14 protein-coding genes are annotated in these 18,809 nt (G+C 63.7%); 11 read left to right on the top strand and 3 right to left on the bottom strand.

All coding sequences use genetic code 11. From position 1 onward, the window contains the following. Positions 1-79 precede the first annotated feature (79 nt). Positions 80-3,598 (top strand): VPS10 domain-containing protein, encoded by a 3,519-nt coding sequence (locus J8F10_RS22170; RefSeq protein WP_210657532.1) that lies wholly within the window; start codon positions 80-82, stop codon positions 3,596-3,598. Between the two features lie 213 nt (positions 3,599-3,811). Here the strand turns inward: J8F10_RS22170 and J8F10_RS22165 are convergent, their stop codons facing one another. Further along, positions 3,812-4,036: a hypothetical protein gene (locus J8F10_RS22165; protein ID WP_210657530.1), complete on the bottom strand. Its 225-nt coding sequence runs from the start codon at positions 4,034-4,036 to the stop codon at positions 3,812-3,814. A gap of 230 nt (positions 4,037-4,266) precedes the next feature. Here J8F10_RS22165 and J8F10_RS22160 point away from each other — a divergent pair, with 230 nt between their 5' ends. The 3 genes from J8F10_RS22160 to J8F10_RS22150 all read left to right on the top strand — a co-directional run bounded on the left by J8F10_RS22160 (position 4,267) and on the right by J8F10_RS22150 (position 6,755). Then, the gene (locus J8F10_RS22160; protein WP_210657528.1) at positions 4,267-5,265 is read left to right on the top strand and encodes an NAD(P)H-dependent glycerol-3-phosphate dehydrogenase; all 999 of its coding nucleotides are present in this window, start codon (positions 4,267-4,269) and stop codon (positions 5,263-5,265) included. 216 nt (positions 5,266-5,481) lie between these two features. Beyond that, a complete protein-coding gene (locus J8F10_RS22155; RefSeq protein ID WP_210657526.1) occupies positions 5,482-5,994 on the top strand; it encodes a DUF1802 family protein in 513 nt (170 codons plus the stop codon). A 2-nt stretch (positions 5,995-5,996) separates the two neighbouring features. Next, positions 5,997-6,755, top strand: a complete 759-nt coding sequence (locus J8F10_RS22150; RefSeq protein ID WP_210657524.1) for an SDR family NAD(P)-dependent oxidoreductase — start codon at positions 5,997-5,999, stop codon at positions 6,753-6,755. 18 nt (positions 6,756-6,773) lie between these two features. Here J8F10_RS22150 and J8F10_RS22145 read toward each other — a convergent pair whose 3' ends face one another. Continuing rightward, on the bottom strand, positions 6,774-7,973 hold the full coding sequence (locus J8F10_RS22145; RefSeq protein ID WP_210657522.1) for a lactate racemase domain-containing protein: 1,200 nt from the start codon (positions 7,971-7,973) through the stop codon (positions 6,774-6,776). A 351-nt stretch (positions 7,974-8,324) separates the two neighbouring features. On the opposite strand from J8F10_RS22145, the gene J8F10_RS22140 reads away from it, so the two are divergent. From J8F10_RS22140 to J8F10_RS22110, 7 genes are all read left to right on the top strand, one after another. Further along, entirely contained in the window at positions 8,325-9,827 is a 1,503-nt protein-coding gene (locus J8F10_RS22140) for an aldehyde dehydrogenase family protein (protein ID WP_210657520.1), read from the top strand. A 221-nt stretch (positions 9,828-10,048) separates the two neighbouring features. Next, entirely contained in the window at positions 10,049-11,407 is a 1,359-nt protein-coding gene (locus tag J8F10_RS22135) for an acetyl ornithine aminotransferase family protein (RefSeq protein WP_210657518.1), read from the top strand. Between the two features lie 98 nt (positions 11,408-11,505). After that, positions 11,506-12,759 carry a hypothetical protein gene (locus tag J8F10_RS22130; RefSeq protein ID WP_210657516.1) on the top strand — a complete coding sequence of 418 codons (1,254 nt, stop codon included), beginning with the start codon at positions 11,506-11,508 and terminating at the stop codon, positions 12,757-12,759. Between the two features lie 625 nt (positions 12,760-13,384). Beyond that, the gene (locus J8F10_RS22125; RefSeq protein ID WP_210657514.1) at positions 13,385-14,416 is read left to right on the top strand and encodes a methyltransferase; all 1,032 of its coding nucleotides are present in this window, start codon (positions 13,385-13,387) and stop codon (positions 14,414-14,416) included. A gap of 60 nt (positions 14,417-14,476) precedes the next feature. Further along, positions 14,477-15,490, top strand: a complete 1,014-nt coding sequence (rfbB, locus tag J8F10_RS22120) for a dTDP-glucose 4,6-dehydratase (RefSeq protein WP_210657512.1) — start codon at positions 14,477-14,479, stop codon at positions 15,488-15,490. 98 nt (positions 15,491-15,588) lie between these two features. Further along, positions 15,589-16,314 (top strand): sugar phosphate nucleotidyltransferase, encoded by a 726-nt coding sequence (locus tag J8F10_RS22115; protein ID WP_210657510.1) that lies wholly within the window; start codon positions 15,589-15,591, stop codon positions 16,312-16,314. Between the two features lie 291 nt (positions 16,315-16,605). Further along, positions 16,606-17,415: a hypothetical protein gene (locus tag J8F10_RS22110; RefSeq protein ID WP_210657508.1), complete on the top strand. Its 810-nt coding sequence runs from the start codon at positions 16,606-16,608 to the stop codon at positions 17,413-17,415. 318 nt (positions 17,416-17,733) lie between these two features. On the opposite strand, the gene J8F10_RS22105 is transcribed toward J8F10_RS22110, so the two are convergent. Further along, on the bottom strand, positions 17,734-18,798 hold the full coding sequence (locus J8F10_RS22105) for an NAD(P)/FAD-dependent oxidoreductase (RefSeq protein ID WP_210657506.1): 1,065 nt from the start codon (positions 18,796-18,798) through the stop codon (positions 17,734-17,736). Between the last annotated feature and the right edge of the window lie 11 nt (positions 18,799-18,809).

Below are 18,809 nucleotides of genomic sequence, written 5' to 3'. Positions count from 1 at the left end.
TAGCAGCAGTATTTGTGAATGCGTAAAATCGGCGCTTTAGGCAATCGCTGCCGATTCCTCATCCACAAGAGCAACACCCGTGACCCCCGCACCCCGCACCGGGCGCCGCGCCGCGTTCGCCCTCCTCGCTGCACTGGTATTCGCGCTGCCCGGTATCGCGCAACCCGACAAGGAAGACCCGCTCAAAAAGGAGATCGCGGACGTCGAGCGACAGATTCTCGAGCTCCAAAAGAAGCTCGACGAGTTGCGGAAAGGTCCGGCGCCCGCACCCGCGCCGAACAGCGTGCCCGAGGCCGCCATCGCCAAGATGAGCTGGCGCAACATCGGTCCGGCCAACATGGGCGGGCGCGTCACCGCGCTCGCGGTCGTGGAGAGCGACCCGAGCACGTACTACATCGCCACAGCGAGCGGCGGGCTGTTGAAGACCGTCAACAACGGCACCACGTTTAACTTCGCGTTCGAGAAAGAAGCGACCATCTCCATCGGTGACGTGGCCGTTGCCCCGAGCGACCCGAACGTGGTGTGGGTCGGCACGGGCGAGAACAACCCGCGGAACTCCGCGTCCTATGGCGACGGCGTTTACAAGAGCACGGACGCGGGCAAGTCGTGGCGGAACATGGGGCTGAAGAAGACGTTCAGCATCGGCAAGATCGTCATTCACCCGAAAGACCCGAACACGGTCTACGTCGCGGCGCTCGGGCGGTTGTGGGGGGCGAACGAGGAGCGTGGCGTCTTCAAGACCGAGGACGGTGGGGCGACCTGGAAGAAGGTGCTGTTTGTCGATGACAAGACCGGCGCGATCGAGCTGCGGATGGACCCGTTCGACCCCAACGTGGTGTTCGCGGGATTGTGGGAGCGCAAGCGCGACGAGTTCGACGGGTTCTTCGGCACGAGTTGGCCGGGGCCAGACCAGTACGGCCCGATCGTCGCGCACGGGGCCGGTGGGGGACTGTTCAAGACCGCCGACGGCGGCAAAAACTGGAAGAAGCTCACAGGTGAGAACGCCGCTAGCGGGCTGCCTTCCGTCAAGACCGGGCGCATCGGGATCGATTACTCCCGGAAGACGAAGGGGCTGCTGTACGCGATCATCGATACGGAAAAGATCGGCGTGGGGCGGCCCGTTCTGACGGTGCAGCTCGGAGTTTCCGGCGAGGGCGAGAAGGACGGGGCGAAGATCACGGCCGTGGTCGAGGACGGCCCGGCGACGAAAGCCGGACTGAAGGTGGACGACCTCATCACCGCTGTCGACGGCAAGAAGATCGCCAGCTACGACGATCTGCTCGACTTCATGGCGACCAAGAAGCCCGATGACGTGGTGAAGTTCACGGTCGTTCGCGCGAAGGGCAAGGACAAGGACAAAGAAACGCTCACCATCGAAATGAAGCTCGCGCCGCGCCCGGCGACACCGGCCCCGAAACCCAAGAGCGGGCCAACGAGTTTGCTACCGGGCGGGCTCATCGTTTCGTTCGCTGATAACGACGCTCCCGTGAAAGTGGTCGAGGTACCGAAGGGCGGCGCGGCCGAGAAAGCCGGCGTGAAGGCCGGGATGACGATCACCGGAGTCGAGGGCAAGGACGTCGCGAACTGGCGCGAGTTCCGCACCGAACTGCGCGTTTCGCCCAAATCCGAGAACCCGCGTGCGGCCGGTGACAAAGTGAAAATCACTTTCCGGGAGGGCGACAAGAAGCCCCTCGACGTCACACTCGCGCTGGAGACGGGCGAGATCCGCCCCCCAGCGGGCGCGCCGGCCGCACCCAACCCCCGGCCGTTCCTGATGAGCCCGGTTGTGGGCGGGCAGCAACAGAACGTTCAGAACAATCAGGGCAAAGACGGCTACCAGACCGGCGGCCTGTACATGTCGAAGGACAACGGCGATTCGTGGACCCGCGTCAACAGTTTGAACCCGCGGCCCTTCTACTTCTCGAACGTCCGCGTCGATCCCACGGACGACAACTCCATTTACGTTCTCGGCGACACGGTGCTGTGGAGGAGCACGGACGGCGGGAAGCGGTTCGTCAGCGCGCAGGCGGGCACCGTTCACCCGGACCACCACGCGCTGTGGATCGACCCGAAGGACGGGCGGCACATGATCCTCGGCTGCGACGGCGGGTTCTACTCGACCTACGACCGCGGCACGAACTGGGACCACCTGAATGTGTTGGCTCTGGGCCAGTTCTACCACGTCGCAGTGGACACCCGGAAGCCGTACCGCGTGTACGGCGGGTTGCAAGACAACGGCAGTTGGGGCGGCCCGTCGCGCACGCTCCGCGGTAACGGGCCGGCCAACGAGGACTGGGTGTACCTCAACGGTGGCGACGGGTTCGTATGCCGCGTCGATCAGAACGACCCCGACTGGGTGTATGCCGAGAGCCAAAATGGGGGGATGAATCGGCGGAACCTGAAGACCGGCGAGAGCGCCGGGATTCGCGCACGCCCCGTGAAAGCCGGGGAGGAACTGCGGTTCAACTGGAACACGCCGTTCATTCTCTCGAACCACAACTCCCACATCTTCTATTGCGGGGCGCAGTACGTGTTCCGCTCGGTGGCTCGAGGTGACAACCTCAAAGTCATCAGCCCCGAACTGACGCGAACCAAGCAGGGTTCGATGACCGCGCTCGCGGAAAGCCCGAAGAACGCGGACGTGCTGTGGGCCGGTACCGACGACGGCTTTTTGTGGGTGACCAAGGACGGCGGCGCGAACTGGGTGAACGTGACCGAGAACATGAAGAAGGCCGGGCTGCCGGCGCCGCGGTGCGTGAGCACCATTGAACCGGGCCGCACCGTTGAGGGGCGCTGTTACGTCTGCCTTGATGGGCACCGTTCTGACGACGACCGCCCGTATCTGTACGTCACCGAGGACTTCGGCCAAACGTGGAAGAGCGTGACGGGCAACTTGCCCGCGTTCGGCTCCACGCGCGTGCTGCGCGAGGACATCACGGCGCCGGACCTTTTGTACTGCGGCACCGAGTTCGGGATCTGGGTATCGATCAACCGCGGCGAAGCGTGGGCGAAGTTGAGTAACAACCTCCCCACGGTCGCGGTCCACGAAGTCGTGCAACCGACGACCGCGAGCGAGATCGTGATCGCCACGCACGGGCGCAGCGTGTGGGTGCTGGATGTGGCGAGTTTGCGGCAAATGAAGGCCGAGGCGCTCGCGGCCCCGGCCACGCTGTTCGCGCCGGCCCCGGTCACGCGCTGGCAGTTCGCGCCGGGCAGCTTCCCGTATTCGCGCGACGTGCGCAAGTTCTACGGCACCAACCCGGCGCCCGGCGGCACCATCGATTACATGCTCACGAAGCCCGCAAAGGAAGTATCGGTGAAGGTGCTGGACGTGACCGGCAAGGCGGTGCGCGAGTTCCGCGCGCCCGCGACAACGGTGGGGTTCCACCGGCTCCAGTGGTCGCCACCCAAGGCCGGCGGGTACCGCGTCGCGCTCACGGTTGATGGCAAGGAATTCACACAGATGGTCGTTGTCGAAAACGACCCGAACGCGGACCCGAAGGCAATCATCACTGACGCGCCGTTGCCGGTACCCGGTGGCGAGGACGAAGACGATGACGACCTGGTGAAGCCGTTCATCCCGAAGGCGGTGGATTAGTAACGCGCGACACGACCCAGGCGAACGGCCGGTGTGAGCCGGCCGGTGGATCACTCACCGCGCATTAGCGGGGTGGGCCTGGAAATTCACCGGCCGGTTCACACCGGCCGTTCGCCGTGAATCGGAGGTCCGAACCAAAAACAACCCGCCGGGCGGGATGGCTCAAGAGAACCATCCCGCCCGGCGGGTTGCGATTCAATCGTTTTTGGCAAATCAGGCGGATGTCGGTCGGCTGCTGCGGAACGCCTGCATCACTTCGTAGAGATCGTTGCTGACGACGACTTCGTCGTCGAGGAAGTCTTTCAACCAGATGAAGTTCATCCGCTGGGCCATTGCCACGAGCGGGAGCAGGTCACCGAGGCGCACGCGGACGTCCGGTTCGGTGCTGGGTTCGGTTTCTTCGGGCGCAGGAGTGAAGAGTTTCAGTCGTGTGGCCATGTCATCCTCCTTGGCGAGAGCTTTCTGACACCGGTTTCCCCGAGGCCGCGTGCGGAATCCCCAACCCGCACGCGCCGCGCCGGCAACACAGAACGACTCACACCAGTTAATCGGCTAGTAAAGAGGCGTACTTCAACCTGAGCCGGGAACCTCGGCAGATCGAGCACACGACTAGATAAGATGTACCAGGGCGCGAATCGGCGCCATCTCCGTAGGTGGAAATTTGTACCATGCCGACCAGATTCGCGGTGCTCGGTAGCGGTGGGTGGGGCACGGCCGTCGCGGTCCTACTCGCCCAGAACGCGGAACACCGTGTTAAGTTGTGGAGCGCGCATTCCGACAACGCGGCACAACTGAGCGTTGCGCGAGAAAACGCGCGGCTGCTCCCCGGCGTAAAACTGCACGATTCGCTTCAGATCACGGGCGATCCGGCCGAAGCGGTGGCCGGCGCCGATTGCTGGGTGAGCGCAATCCCCACAGCCTATTTGCGCGCAACACTCGCCCGATTCGCTTCTCTCCGAACGACCGATGCGCCCGTCGTCAGCCTGACAAAAGGGCTGGAGACCGCGACCTTTCGCCGGCCGTCGGAAATCATCAGTGAAACCCTCAAGACCGAAAACATCGCGGTACTCAGCGGCCCGAGTCACGCGGAAGAGGTCGCCCGCGGGATGCCCACGTCGCTCGTGGTCGCGGCGAGCGACGGGGGGCTCGCGTCGTGGGTGCAACACCGGTTCGTCACCGACCGGTTCCGCGTGTACACGAACGGCGACTTGGTGGGCGTTGAGCTGGCCGGCGCGCTGAAGAACGTGATCGGCATCGCCGCTGGCGTGTGCGATGGACTGGGTTTCGGCGACAACGCGAAGGCCGCTCTGCTCACCCGCGGATTAGTCGAGGTGACGCGGTTCGGTGTCGCCCACGGCGCGGAACCCTCGACTTTCACCGGCCTCGCGGGGACCGGCGATCTGATTACGACTTGCTTCAGTCCGCACGGGCGGAACCGGCGCGTCGGCTACCGGCTCGGTCGGGGCGAACCGCTCGCGGACGTGCTCACGGGTCCGCAAGTCGTGGAAGGCGTACTCACGAGCAAGAGCGTGTTCGAGCGCACGTCGCGGAGCGGAATCGAAGCCCCCATTATGACTGGCGTGTACGAAGTGCTGCACAACGGTAAACCGCCGCTCGCGGCCGTCCAGGATCTCATGACTCGAAGCCCGAAGCACGAGCGCGTATAGCCAGCCACCGCAATCAGGCTCTTGAGTGTAGTCCGCTCGCTCCGCGAGCGGTTGGCCCCTGTGCCGAATCATTACACTCACCGACTCAGGGAGCCCCGCTCGCGGAGCGAGCGGACTACACTCAAGAGCCTGATTGAGCGGCCTCAAGTAAATCAACGAGTCTCACCGCGGGTGCCACCGAACAGGCGCGACGTCCGCAGCCCCAGGAGAAGAACGATGCTATCGATCGCATTTAAAGAGTGGGCCGTGATTTGCGAGGCGCTCGCGGCGGGCCGGCAATCGCTCATTCTCCGCAAGGGAGGCATCGCCGAAGAGGGCGGTGTGTTCCGGCCCGAGCACAGTGAATTCCTGCTGTACCCGACGCACTTCCACGAACACAAAGCCGGCATCAAGCCGGAGTTCCTACCGTTACTCGAACACGCGGAAGCAACAAAGTCCCCGATGGGTACGATTCGCTTCACGCATTTCGTGCGCGTTGAATCCGTCGCGCACCTCACGAGCCTCGACGACGCGCTGGCACTGGATTCGCAACATGCGTGGACGTCGGATGTCGTGAAACAGCGGTTCCATTACCGCGCACCGGGACTGTTCGTGTTGAACGTTAGCGTGTTCCGACTTCCCGAATCGCGCGTCGTGACCGAGCGCCCGGAATTCGCCGGGTGCAAAACGTGGGTCACGCTCGATGCGCCCATTAACACAACAGGCGCCACCCCCGTTCCGAAGGAGTGACCGTGAGCGAACGGAAAGTCGCACTTGTTACCGGTAGCGGCAAACGGCGCGTCGGTTCGCACGTCGCGGAGGCGCTCGCCCAGCGCGGGTTTGCAGTTGCGGTGCATTACCGCACGTCCGAAACCGAAGCGAAGGAAACTACTGCGAAGCTCGAAGCGCAATACGGTATCGAGACGCTCTTGGTTCAAGCCGACCTCGCCGACGAAGCCGCCGTGAAGCGTCTGGTGAGCACGACACGCGACCGGTTCGGCCGCATTGACGCGCTGGTGAATTGCGCCGCGATCTGGAACCGCAAGGCTCTCGAAGACGTCACCGCGGCGGACGTCCGCGAACACTTCGACGCGAACCTGCTCGGCACTTTTCTGATGTGTCAGCACGTCGGGTTGGCAATGGTGAAGCAGCCGACGGGTGGGTGTATCGTGAACGTCGGCGATTGGGCCGACGTGCGCCCGTACAAAGATTTCGCCGCGTACTTTCCCAGTAAGGCCGCGATCCCGGGTCTCACGCGGGTGTTCGCGGTGGAACTAGGCACGCGCAACCCGAACGTGCGCGTGAACGCCGTACTCCCCGGTCCTGTCATGCTCCCGCCTGAAGTGGGGGCCGCGGAGCGCGACGAGGTGATCGCGGGTACGCTCGTGAAGCGCGAGGGCAGCCCGGCTCACATCGCGGCGGCCGTGCTGCACTTCCTCGACAACGACTTCGTGACCGGAACGTGCCTGCCGGTCGACGGCGGGCGGAGCGTGTTCGCGAACGGGTACTGACCCCCGGAGCGAACACGCTTACCCCACCGTAATCATCGCTTTGTGCGCGTCCGGGATGAGGAGTACGGTGCCGCCCGTGTCAATGAGCCGCTGCGCTTCTGATTGGGTACGAATCGGCGTAGCGAACAGTTCCTCTGCCACCGCGTCGGGGTAGCCACTCGCGAGAAACAAGCTCGCGGATTTGGCCGCGTACACCCACAGGCTGGCCGCGGCCCAATCCTCGGGCTTCTCCCGGGCGAGGAACTTTTTCGCCCCGGCCGGGCCGTCGAGTTTGCGGAGCAGTTCGGCCCCCGGTCCCAGGTCTGGCGCGGCAGTTGTTAGCAGCGCGATACGCCCGCCCTTCTTCACCGCGCGGGCCGCGGTCGCAGCGGCTTTCGCAAGGTCCGAGAAGGTCACGTTACCGGGTTCACCGCTGACGGAAGCGATCACTGTATCGACTTCTTCTTCGATCGCGCCGCGCCAGCGGGCATCCTGTCGGCGGATGCCTTCTACCCCGCTATCAAACAGCCCCGCAACGACGTCCTGAATCGTATCGCCCGCTCCCTCAATCACTTGAATCAAGAACGGTGTGCCGAGCAGCCATACGACTTCGGCGGCTTCCGTTTCGCGGTTCCCGGTCGGCGCGGATGACGTGAATTCGCCCAGGAACGCGGCCCGCGTTTCTTCGTTCGAGAGGGCCGGGAAAAGAGCCGTTTCCGCGCCCGCGTAGCCGACATGCGGGTCGTACCGGCGCCCCGCGAGCACGATGGTGAAGTCCGCTTCCGCCACCGAGCGGTTCAGGTACACGCGGCGCCCGCTGTTCGTGGTCGCCACGTACATGAGCTTCGGCTCGGTGGCCGGGTCGTGCGTCTCGGCCGTCACGTCCGCGAACTCGTCCGGCAACTCATCGATCCACGTTTGCGGCGCGTTCGGCGGCGAAACGACCGTGATCGCGGCCGGGGCGATGCCCGCACTGCCAACGTGCCGAAGCACTTCGGCGAGCATCTCTGTCAGGTGCGGTAATCGCGGATCAATGACAATCACGACGCGATCGTCCGGCGTGAGCGCCCGGCGGAGCGGCTCGAAGTTAAACGGTTTTTCGAGTGCGTGCTGAACGAGTTGCTGCGGCGAACCCGCGGGCGCGGTAACGTCTGCGCGTCGAACGGTAACGGCGCGATCGCCCGGCACCGTTAGTGTCCACGATTGAGAACCAACGATCAATTCGGTCGTTTCCGGCATGAAGTCCCCTCAGCGATGTCTCGCATTTATGAATTATACGCGCGGCGCGGGAACACGGGCATTCGTCCCGTTGCTGTGTTGGAAGCGGGTGGTTTGTGTTCGTGGCACAGGCCTCTGGCCTGTGTAAGCGCCTCCACAGGCCAGAGGCCTGTGCCACAAAACCAAAGGCCAAACGCATCAATTCCACAGAGCACCGCCTGCCCCAACGTAAAGGCACTCTTCACGAGGGCTAAAGAAACGCCCGAATCATTCGCTCCGAAGGAAGAATGCCCTTTCGTTCGCAGCACAGGGTGGAAACCGCGTACCGGGTTGGCGTAGAATGCAGCGTCACGTCGTTAGGGAGTGAGTGCCATGACCAGTCCCGTTTCCGGCCGATTGTTCGTCGGCGGCGAGTGGCTCGCGCCGCGAGACGACTTCGCGGACCTGAACCCGGCGAACCTCAGCGAAGTGGTCGGCTCGTTCCCGCACGCGACGCCGGAAGAGGTCGCGTCCGCGGTGAGTGCGGCGCGCGCCTCCTTTCCGGGTTGGCGCCGAACGTCGCGCATCCTCCGCGCCGAGTGCTTCGACCGGTTGGCGCAACTCATCAAGCGCGACACCGACGCCTTGGCCACGCTGATGGCCCGCGAGTGCGGCAAAAACGTCACCGAGTGCCGGGCCGAGGTGGTCGAAGGGCTGCACATGGTGCAGTGGGTGTTCGGCTCGGGTCGCACCGGCGTGTACGGCGAAGTGGTGGCATCCGAGATCGCGGAGAAAGATGCCTTCACGCGCCGGAAACCGTGGGGCGTCGTTGCGGTGGTGACGCCGTGGAACTTCCCGTTCGCGGTGCCGTTGTGGATGCTCGGGCCGAGCTTGCTGGAAGGCAACACGTGCGTGTTCAAGCCGAGCGAGGAGACCCCGGGGATCGCACAACGACTGGTCGAACTGTTCGCGGAAGCCGGGTTCCCCGGTGGAACCGTGAACTTGATCCAGGGGAGTGGACCGGTCGGCGAAGCGCTCGTGAAGAACCCCGACGTGAACGTGGTGTGCTTCACGGGCAGCTACGCGGTGGGCCGGCGCATTCAGGAACTCTCGGCGGCCCTCCCGGACCGCATCGTCGCGGCCGAAATGGGCGGGAAGAACGCGGTCATCGTGTGTGACGATGCGCGGTTCGATCTGGCCGTGAATGCGGGCATCCTCAGCGCGTTCAAAACCACCGGTCAGCGGTGCGTCTCCGCGAGCCGCATCATCGTCCACGAGTCGCTCATGGACCGCTACGCGAAAGCGTTCGTGGACACCGCGAAACGACTGCGCTTCGGCGACCCGCTCGACCCGAAGAACTTTGCGGGGCCGCTCGTGAACCGCAAGGGCGTCGAAAAGGTCTTGAGTTACAACGCGCTCGCGAAGTCCGAGGGCGTAGAGGTGCTGCTCGCGCCCGACAAACCGGAGAGCGTGAACGGGTGCTTCCTGGCGCCGTTCGTGTACCGCACCGATGCGAGGCCGAACCTCCGCGTCACGCACGAGGAGGTGTTCGGCCCGCACGTCGCTCTGATCCCGTTCAAAACCGACGAGGACGCGGCGCGGATTTACAACGACACGGAATACGGCCTCTCGATGGCGGTCATCACCGAGAGTTACCGGCGAATGCGGTTCTTCCGCGACGAGTGCGAGTACGGCATGGGCTACGTGAACCTGCCGTCGATCGGCGCGGAAGTTCACCTGCCGTTCGGCGGCGTGAAAAAGAGCGGCAATGGCCACCCGTCGGCCTCAGCGCTCATCGAAGCCGTCACGCACAAAACCGCGTGGACCGTGAACCACGGCACCGACATCAAGATGGCCCAGGGACTAACGACTGCGATCGACAGCGGCCCGGCGTGAAATTGAAAACGAAGTACAGCCGCGGATCAACGCAGATGAACGCGGATCAGAGAATAACGTTTCGGCAGGATTAACAGAATCAACGGGATTAAAAGAAATTGGTCCACTCGTTCCGTTATCCTGTCAAAGTTCTTCTGAATCGTTTTTGTCCGATCGTGCCTTCATCCGCGTTATCTGCGGCTCTTCTGTCTTTTTCCGTGCGGCTTTCTGGAGACTTCTCCATGTTCCAGTTCGACCACCTTCCGGTGCCCGATATTCGCACGCCGCTCCCGGGACCGAACGGCTCGGAGATGCTCGCGCGCGACAAGTTGTACGTGTCGCCGTCGTACACGCCGATGTACCCGCTGTTCGTCGACGCGGGGAGCGGGGCGGTGATCCGGGACGTGGACGGCAACCTGTTCCTCGATTTCACCGCGGGCATCGCGGTCACGAACACCGGGCACTGTCACCCGGAGGTCGTGGCGGCCATTCAGGACCAGGCCGCGAAACTGCTCCACATGAGCGGCACGGATTTTTACTACCGCCCACAAATCGACCTCGCCGAGAAGCTCGCGAAGATCGCCCCCGGCCCCAGCCCCAAAAAAGTGTTCTTCGCGAACAGCGGCGCGGAAGCGATTGAGGGCGCGCTGAAGCTCGCCCGCTGGCACACGGAGCGGAACCGCGTGGTCGCGTTCTTCGGGGCGTTCCACGGCCGCACTTACGGGGCGATGTCGCTCTCCGGCTCGAAACTCGTTCACCGACGCGGCTTCTCGCCGCTCGTGCCGGACATCCACCACGTCGATTTCCCGCGCACCTGTCCCGAGGGTGGAACCTGTGCCAGCAAGTGCCGGCTCATCGCGAACATCGAAGACACGATCTTCAAACGGACCTGCCCGCCGGAAGAAGTCGCGGCGATCTTCGTCGAGCCGATCCAGGGCGAAGGCGGCTACCACCCCATCCCGCAGGGGTGCCTCCCCGCGTTGCGTGAGCTGTGCGACAAGCACGGCATTTTGCTCGTGGTTGATGAGGTGCAATCGGGGATGGGCCGCACCGGGAAGATGTTCGCGGTGGAGCATTACGGCGTGGAACCGGACATCATCTGCTCCGCGAAGGGCATCGCGTCCGGGATGCCGCTGGGGGCGATCATTGCGAAGGCCGAGGTCATGGACTGGCCCCCGGGCAGTCACGCGAGCACGTTCGGCGGGAACCCCGTGAGCTGCCGGGCCGCGCTCGCGAGCATCGAGCTACTCGAACGCGAATACATGGCGAACGCGACCGTCCGTGGAGAGCAACTCCGGGCCGGACTGCGCGAACTTTCCAAAAAACACGCCGGTCTAACCAACGTGCGCGGGCTGGGCCTCATGACTGCGGCCGACCTCCCGTCGGGTACCACGCGCGAGAAGGTGATCCAGACCGCGTTCGAGCGCGGGCTGCTCCTCCTCGGGTGCGGCGAAACGGCGCTCCGCTTCTGCCCGCCGCTGTGCATCTCCGCCGCCCAGGTGGATACGGCACTCACGATTCTCGACGGCGTCCTCGGTACGATCGAGCCCGCAAAAGCGCCGGTGCCGGTATCCGCCGGTGGGCCACTGCCGGTCGTTTAGCGCATCACACTCAAGCGCACTGGCGGTTGTGTCCCCGGCGCCGACCGCGCACAATGGGAGAAGATGGCGTCGCTCCCTTGCTGCCACACGGATGAGCCATGCGCTGCTTCGGACTCGCGTTCGCGTGTGCGTTCCTCGCTGTCGGGTTCGCGGGTGCGGCCTCGCCGAACCCGGCCGACCTCGCCGTTGTGCCCGAGATTCAGGTGAAAGCCCGGGCGCTCGTGCGCCAGTTGGGGAGCGAAGACTTCGACGAGCGCGAGGACGCCGAACAGCAACTCGCGGACCTCGGCCGGCTCGCCCGCGCGGCGCTATTTGCTGGTGCGACGACCAATCCCGACGCAGAAATTCGGTTCCGGTGCAGGCAACTCCTTCCCCACGCCGTCACGCTGGACACTAGGGCGCAACTCGACACGTTTCTGGCCGATACGAAGGGCGAATACGAACACGACCTGCCCGCATGGAAGACGTTTCGCGCGGTCGTCGGGAGCGAATGGGCGTTCTTCGGGCTCAGCGTGTGGTCGGACCGGGAACTCGACGCAGCCGCGCGCCGCGTGTTCACCGAACTCGTTTCCACTGCGGCCAATCGGCGCCTGCTGCTCGCGGTGGACGGTTCGCGCACCGAACTCGCCGACCTCGTCGTGTGGCGCCGGCAAGATCTATTCAACATGCGATCCGTGCGGACCGACGGGGAGGCTCGGGAACCGACGCTCGAAGACGTCACCGCGCTGCTATTCGCCGAGAGCTGTGTGGGGTCGCAGTACATGCTGCTGCGAAGGGGCTCTGTTAGCTCGCTGATGTCCGAATCGGGGTTCACCCGCGCGGCCCGGGGAGCGGACCCGAAGGGCCGCGTGTACCGGGCGGTCGTGGTCGCGTGGCTCGATTCGCGGGACGAATCGCGCGAAATGTCTCAGGCCCTGAACATCGCCCAGAACCTCGACCTCACCGACCAGGCGTGCGGCCTCGCGGCCCGGCTGCTCACCACGTCCGCCATCAACCCCAGTTCCCGCGGGCGCGGGGCGACCAGTTTCGCCGCGCTCGGCACCCGGAAGCACATTCCACTGTTAAACAAGGCGATGAGCGACACGTTGACGGTGTACACCGTTCGCACGGCTACATCGGTCGACGGTCTCGAATCCGTGACTTACGAAGTTCAGGTCCGCGATCTCGCGCTGGCCGTCTCGATTCTTCTCACCGAACAGAGACTCAGCGACTACGGCTTCGTTGACCGCTTTGGCACCTCCTCGTCGGCCGACAAGCTCTCCTTCTCGTACACGCGGCACTACTTCCCGGACGACGCGGCCCGAAAAGCCGCGTTCGTGAAGTGGGAAAAGTGGCGTAAGGCGAACGAGTGACGTAAACGGGTCAGGGATTTTCTGGCAAAAGGCAGCCCTCACGGGCACCCAACCACAGGCCGGTGCGGGCGAGCCGACGAAATTGTCGCGAATCAGTCGCAAAAACGCACAGCAATCATTGCAACAATTCGCGGCGGGAGATATTTTTGATCTTACGCGCGTAAAGGGGACGTGCGACACAGCGCCGGTGCGTGGACCCCGCCGGCGCTGTTCTTTTTTTCTCACGCCCTGCTATTCCTTGCCGAACGCCAGATCAACAACCCAGCACCCGTGCGTCGCGGTAAGAAGATTTCACCGCAGAGAGCACGAGGGCGCGGGGCCGAACCAATCACAGCCACTCGGCTACTTCTCTGCGCTCTCCGCGCCCTCTGCGGTGAAATCCTCCTAACACGCAGTGACGCTCTGAAACTCAAGAACAAATAGCAGCAACTCTCGCACTGTCCGATGTTCAACTCGACACATCGAAGTGATGCGAATTACCCGCTTTTCCAAGGCATTTCACAGCGATTTCAAAAGCACCATGATTCCGTTTTGTGGCGTGAGTAGAATCCGGGGCGGTTCGCCCACCGAATGGACTCTCGCCGGGTCGATTGCCCGGCATTTTCTCCAACAGGAACGTATTTCGATGACGTCACCGGCTCCCCAAGCGGAACCGCTTCCGCCGCAGATGGTGTTGATGCAAATGGTGTTCGGTAAAGCGGTCACGCAAGCCGTATCCGTCGTAGCGCGGTTCAATCTCGCCGACCAAATGGCCACCGGGCCGAAAACTGCCGCCGAACTCGCGAATGCTGCCGGTTTGAACGCGAAGCACCTTTACCGCGTACTCCGCGCGCTGGCCGGGTTGGGCGTGCTCAAAGGTGACGACGGCGGACGGTTCGCGCTCACGCCCGTGGGCGAACTGCTGCGGTCCGACGTTCCCGGTTCGATGCGGGCCATCGCGACCTATGTGTGCGATCCGTGGAGCTGGAAACCGTGGGGCGATCTCGCGGGGAGCGTGCGGAGCGGCGAACCCGCGTTCGATCGCGTGTTCGGCGAGGGCGTCTTCGATTACTTCGGTAAGCACCCGGACGAAGCCGCGACGTTCAACGCGGGCATGACCGGGTTTTCGCAGCAAGCGGCCGCCGCGATGTTGAAGGCATATGACTTCGCCCCGTTCAACACGATCGTCGATGTCGGCGGCGGGCACGGGGCGATTCTGTGCGCCATTTTGGGCGCGAACGCGAAGGCCCGCGGGATCGTGTTCGATGCGCCCCAAGTGGTAGCGGGCGCGCACGAGCCGATCAAGGCGGCGGGGTTGGCCGACCGGTGCCGCGCGGAGGGCGGGGACTTTTTCAAGGCGGTGCCCGCGGGCGGTGACCTCTACGTTTTGAAGCACATTATCCACGACTGGAACGACGCGAAAGCGACGCAGATCCTCACGTGCGTTCGCGCCGCGATCCCCGCAACGGGCAAACTGCTCCTCATGGAACTCGTGGTGCCGCCGGGCTTCCCGCCGCACTTCGCGCACGTCCTCGATCTGGAAATGATGGTGGTGTGCGACGGCAAAGAGCGCACCGAGCCGGAGTACCGCGAACTGCTCGCGGGGGCGGGCTTCAAGCTCGCGCACGTCGCCCCCACCGAGGGGCCGCACAGCTTGATCGAGGCCGTCCCGGTTTGACGCGAGCCGCGGAATGACTTACAACCCCTTCAGGCGGATGTGTCGCCTGAAGGGGGTTTCATGCCAACAGTTTTGGTCACCGGCGGGGCGGGGTTCATCGGCTCGAACTTCGTGCGCCACTTGCTCGCGACGGACCCGACCGTTGCGGTCGTCAACTTCGATGCGCTCACCTACGCCGGCAACTTGGCCAACCTCGCCGACCTCGCCGGCCACCCGCGGTACACGTTCATCAAGGGCGACGTCACCGACCGCGACCACGTGCGCGCGGCGCTGCAGCGCGGGGTGACGGACATCATTCACTTCGCGGCGGAAAGTCACGTCGATCGCAGCATTCAGGACAGCGGGCCGTTCGTGCGCACGAACGTGATCGGCACCCAGATCCTTCTCGACGCGGCCCGCGAATTTAAGGTGAACAAGTACGTTCAGGTTTCCACGGACGAAGTGTACGGGAGCCTCGGCGCAACGGGCTTCTTCACGGAAGAAACGCCGCTGCACCCGAACAGCCCGTACTCCGCGAGTAAGGCCGGCGCCGACCTCCTGGTGCAAGCGTACCAGCACACGTTCGGGCTGCCGGCGGTCATCACCCGGTGCTCGAACAACTACGGCCCGTACCAGTTCCCCGAAAAACTCATTCCGCTGTTCGTGACGAACCTGCTCAACGACATCCCGGTACCGGTGTACGGCGACGGCCAGCAGGTCCGCGACTGGATTCACGTGCTCGACCACTGCCGCGGGGTCGAAGCCGCGTGGCGGAACGGAAGACCCGGCGAGGTGTACAACTTCGGCGGCCGGTGCGAGATGCCGAACCTCGAACTGACGAAATTACTGATCCGTTTGCTCGGCAAGCCCGAGTCGCTCATCCGGTACGTGGAAGACCGCCTCGGTCACGATCGGCGCTACGCGATCGACTGCGCGAAGGCCGAGCGCGAACTCGGCTGGGCCCCCCAAGTGAGCTTCGACGCGGGCCTGGCGGAAACAATCGCGTGGTACCAGACGAACGCGGCCTGGGTCGCGACGATCAAGAACAAAGACTACATGAGCTACTACGAGAAACAGTACGGCAGCAAACTCTAACGGGCGAACGGCCGGTGTAAACCGGCCGGTGAACGGGCAGCGCGGAGCGCGTGTTCGTTTCACCGGCCGGCTTACACCGGCCGTTCGCCGGAGGCCCCATGTCCATTCGCGTAATTCTGGCGGGCGGCAAAGGCACCCGCATGGGCGAGCTGACGCGCGTAACGAACAAGCACTTGCTCCCGGTCGGCGCGTGGCCGATGGTGTACCACCCACTGAAGAAGCTCACCGGGGCCGGGGTGCAGGAGATCCTGCTCGTGTCGGGCACCGAGCACATGGGCGACTTCGTGGAACTGCTCGGGTCCGGGCGCGACCACAATTGCCGGCTCACGTACCGCGTTCAGGACGAGGCCGGTGGCATCGCACAAGCTCTGGGCTTGGCGGAGCACTTCTGCATGGGCAGCCGGTCGCTCGTGCTGCTCGGCGACAACATCTTCCGCGACTCGCTCATTCCGCTCTTGGAGAAGGCGAACAGCCGCCCGGACTGGGCGTGGATCGGCCTGAAGCAGGTGCCGGACCCCGGCCGTTACGGTGTGGCCGAACTGAAGGGCGATCAGGTGATGGGGATCGAAGAGAAGCCGGAGAACCCCAAGAGCGATTTCGCGGTGGTGGGCATCTACATTTACCCGCCGGACGTGTTCAACCTCATCAAGACGCTCAAACCGAGCCGGCGTAACGAGTTGGAAATCACGGACGTCAACAACCACTACATCAAACAGGGCCGCATGGGGTGCTTTAGTTTGGACGGATATTGGACCGACGCCGGTACACTCGATAGCCTCGATTATTCCAACGAGCTGGTGCGAAAAGAGCCGCCCCGATTCTGATCCGACCGAAGAACGCTCAATAGTTCCCGCCTGACAGTAAACGCTTGACAGAAAATTGCCGGTGCTCTGGGGCCGGCACACCTCTTGCGACCTCGACCCGTTATAGTGGGGCCGTCCCGCCTTCTAAACCCGTTTGTATTCGGGTTTATTTTGGGGTCCGCGTCTGGCTCTCAGTCGCGGACTTGCTGCGGTTTACGCACGTTACTGCCCTTCGTGGCCGGGGCGTTAGCCCGGGCTACGGAAGTGCGATCGCGTGCCGGATTTGAGCAAAAACCTCCGAGGTGCGGGTCAATGACCCGCGCCCCTGGAACGCTGTTCCCCGACCTCTCTGTCAACCCGGAGAGCACCACAATGACGAATATGCATTATCTCAAAAATCTCAGCGTTTTCCTGGCCGCTTCGTGCGTGGTTCTTTTGACTCACACGGGAGCCGAAGCCGCGTTCATGATTACGATCAACGGTTCGGTTGTTGCGATCGACGGCGGTGCAGGGGATATGAACCCGACTGGTCACGAAGTGACGTTCGCTGGCACCGTGAGCGGTTACCAGATCCAGCTTCAAGCTCGTTCCAAGTCTGGGAGCGGGAGTGGTGGTGGAAGCGGGAGCGGGGGGCACCGATCCGGGATCGACCTCTCGGATCTTCAGGTCATTGGAGATAACCCCAGTGGTCCGCTGACGATCACGCTCTCGGACACGTATAGCCTGCCGGGTAGCGGACTTGGGACTTACGACGTGTACAGCCAGTTGAACCGGGATTTAATCCCCGGCTACTCCACTTCGGGCACGGTATCACTTGTTACATCTACCACCAGCGGGAGCGGTTCGGGTGGAGGATCAACGCCCGAAATTTCCCTGCCCCCGGGCCAAAGTTCAGGAACGTCGAGCGGATCGTTCCCGTCAACATCGAGCGGTTACAACCTCGACCAAACAGTTGTGGTTAACGGGCTGGGCAACGGCGATGGTGTGCAGGTGAGTGGCGGAAGTGTGGTTCATGCGCCCGCACCTGCGGGCGCCGCCTTGCTGCTAAGCGGGGCACCATTTCTACTTATGCTCAGAAAATTCGGACGTGGGCGAAATCACCCGGTTCAGCCAATTGTCTGACTGAGAAGCAGTTTGCACAAGTCTGCGCGGGCTGGCTCTCAGCTCGTTCGTGATGACGGAACTCTTTGGGTCCGCTCGTTCCGCGAGCGGAGTTTTGGCTCGGGTATTTGTGTTCGCACAGGCCTCTGGCCTGTGTGAGTGACTTCACAGGCCAGAGGCCTGTGCCACGAAAGCTGGGAAATGCCGCGCCTTCGTTTCAGTGCTCGGGCTTGACTAGGACCAACCACTCGCGGGTCACACGCCTGATGTTTGGGAAGCCGCTACCCGCTCCCTGGCGGTCGCGGCTCGTCAAAAAGGCCACGCAACTCGACCGCGCTCTTAAATCAGCCCGTGGTGGCCCAGGTAGCGCTCGGCGTCGAGTGCGGCCATGCACCCGGTGCCGGCGGCACTGACCGCTTGGCGGTAGTAGTCATCGGCCACGTCCCCGGCCGCGAACACGCCTTCCACGCTCGTGTAGGTGCGGGCCAGCGTCGTCCACTGAATGTAACCGCCCGCGTTCAGTTCCAACTGGCCGTCCAGGAACCCGATGTTCGGCGTGTGGCCGATCGCCAGGAACAGGCCGCTCGCGGAAAGTTCTTCCTTTTCCCCGGTCTTGTTGTTCTTCACCCGCACAGCGGTCACGCCCTTTTTGTCGTCGCCGATCACTTCTTCCACTTCCGTGTGCCACTTGATCCCGATCTTCGAGTTCGACTCGGCACGGTCGGCCATGATCTTGCTCGCGCGGAGCACGTCGCGCCGAACGAGCAGGTGAACGCTGCTGGCGAACTTCGTGAGGTACCCGGCCTCTTCCACGGCGGTGTCACCACCACCAACGACCACGATCGGCTGGTTCTTGAACCGCGGGAGCGCGCCGTCGCACACCGCGCACGCGGACACGCCCCGGTTCTTGTACTTGTCCTCGCTCGGCAGCCCGAGGTAGTTCGCCCGTGCCCCGGTCGCGATGATGAGCGTGTGTGCCTGGGCCGTTTTCCCATCGTGTAGCGTGACCGTGAACGGCTTGTTCTTCAGATCGACCTTCACCACGTCCTTCGATTCGACGCGGGTGCCGACGTTCCGCGCTTGTTGCCGGGCCAGGGCGACCAGTTCCGGCCCGTTGATGCCGTGCGTCGGTTGCTCCTTGTTGGCCGTCACCCAGTACGGCTGATCGTCTTCCTTCAGGGCGGTTTTCAGGTATTGCCGCGTATCGCCCGCGGGCCACGTGGGGAAGTTCTCCACTTCCGTCGTAAGTGCGAGTTGCCCGAGCGGAAGCGTCCCGTTTTCCTGGTTCTTCTTGTCGTAAGGGTTCCCCTCGAACACGAGCGGGTTGAGGTTCGCGCGGGCGGCGTAAATGGCCGCCGTCCACGCGGCCGGGCCGGAGCCGATGATGATGACGTTTTCGGGCATGACGTTCTCGG

Origin of the sequence: Gemmata palustris (genome assembly GCF_017939745.1) — a bacterium.
Lineage (GTDB): Bacteria > Planctomycetota > Planctomycetia > Gemmatales > Gemmataceae > Gemmata > Gemmata palustris.
The sequence above is the reverse complement of the archived record's forward strand: the minus strand, read 5'-3'. Positions and strand labels throughout refer to the sequence as shown.

What these genes read in the sequence shown, in the direction of transcription:
- J8F10_RS22165 (WP_210657530.1), bottom strand. Translation starts at nt 4,036, where the DNA reads ATGGCCACACGACTGAAACTCTTCACTCCTGCGCCCGAAGAAACCGAA.
- J8F10_RS22160 (WP_210657528.1), top strand. Translation starts at nt 4,267, where the DNA reads ATGCCGACCAGATTCGCGGTGCTCGGTAGCGGTGGGTGGGGCACGGCC.
- J8F10_RS22155 (WP_210657526.1), top strand. Translation starts at nt 5,482, where the DNA reads ATGCTATCGATCGCATTTAAAGAGTGGGCCGTGATTTGCGAGGCGCTC.
- J8F10_RS22145 (WP_210657522.1), bottom strand. Translation starts at nt 7,973, where the DNA reads ATGCCGGAAACGACCGAATTGATCGTTGGTTCTCAATCGTGGACACTA.
- J8F10_RS22140 (WP_210657520.1), top strand. Translation starts at nt 8,325, where the DNA reads ATGACCAGTCCCGTTTCCGGCCGATTGTTCGTCGGCGGCGAGTGGCTC.
- J8F10_RS22135 (WP_210657518.1), top strand. Translation starts at nt 10,049, where the DNA reads ATGTTCCAGTTCGACCACCTTCCGGTGCCCGATATTCGCACGCCGCTC.
- J8F10_RS22130 (WP_210657516.1), top strand. Translation starts at nt 11,506, where the DNA reads ATGCGCTGCTTCGGACTCGCGTTCGCGTGTGCGTTCCTCGCTGTCGGG.
- J8F10_RS22125 (WP_210657514.1), top strand. Translation starts at nt 13,385, where the DNA reads ATGACGTCACCGGCTCCCCAAGCGGAACCGCTTCCGCCGCAGATGGTG.
- rfbB (WP_210657512.1), top strand. Translation starts at nt 14,477, where the DNA reads ATGCCAACAGTTTTGGTCACCGGCGGGGCGGGGTTCATCGGCTCGAAC.
- J8F10_RS22115 (WP_210657510.1), top strand. Translation starts at nt 15,589, where the DNA reads ATGTCCATTCGCGTAATTCTGGCGGGCGGCAAAGGCACCCGCATGGGC.
- J8F10_RS22110 (WP_210657508.1), top strand. Translation starts at nt 16,606, where the DNA reads ATGACCCGCGCCCCTGGAACGCTGTTCCCCGACCTCTCTGTCAACCCG.
- J8F10_RS22105 (WP_210657506.1), bottom strand. Translation starts at nt 18,798, where the DNA reads ATGCCCGAAAACGTCATCATCATCGGCTCCGGCCCGGCCGCGTGGACG.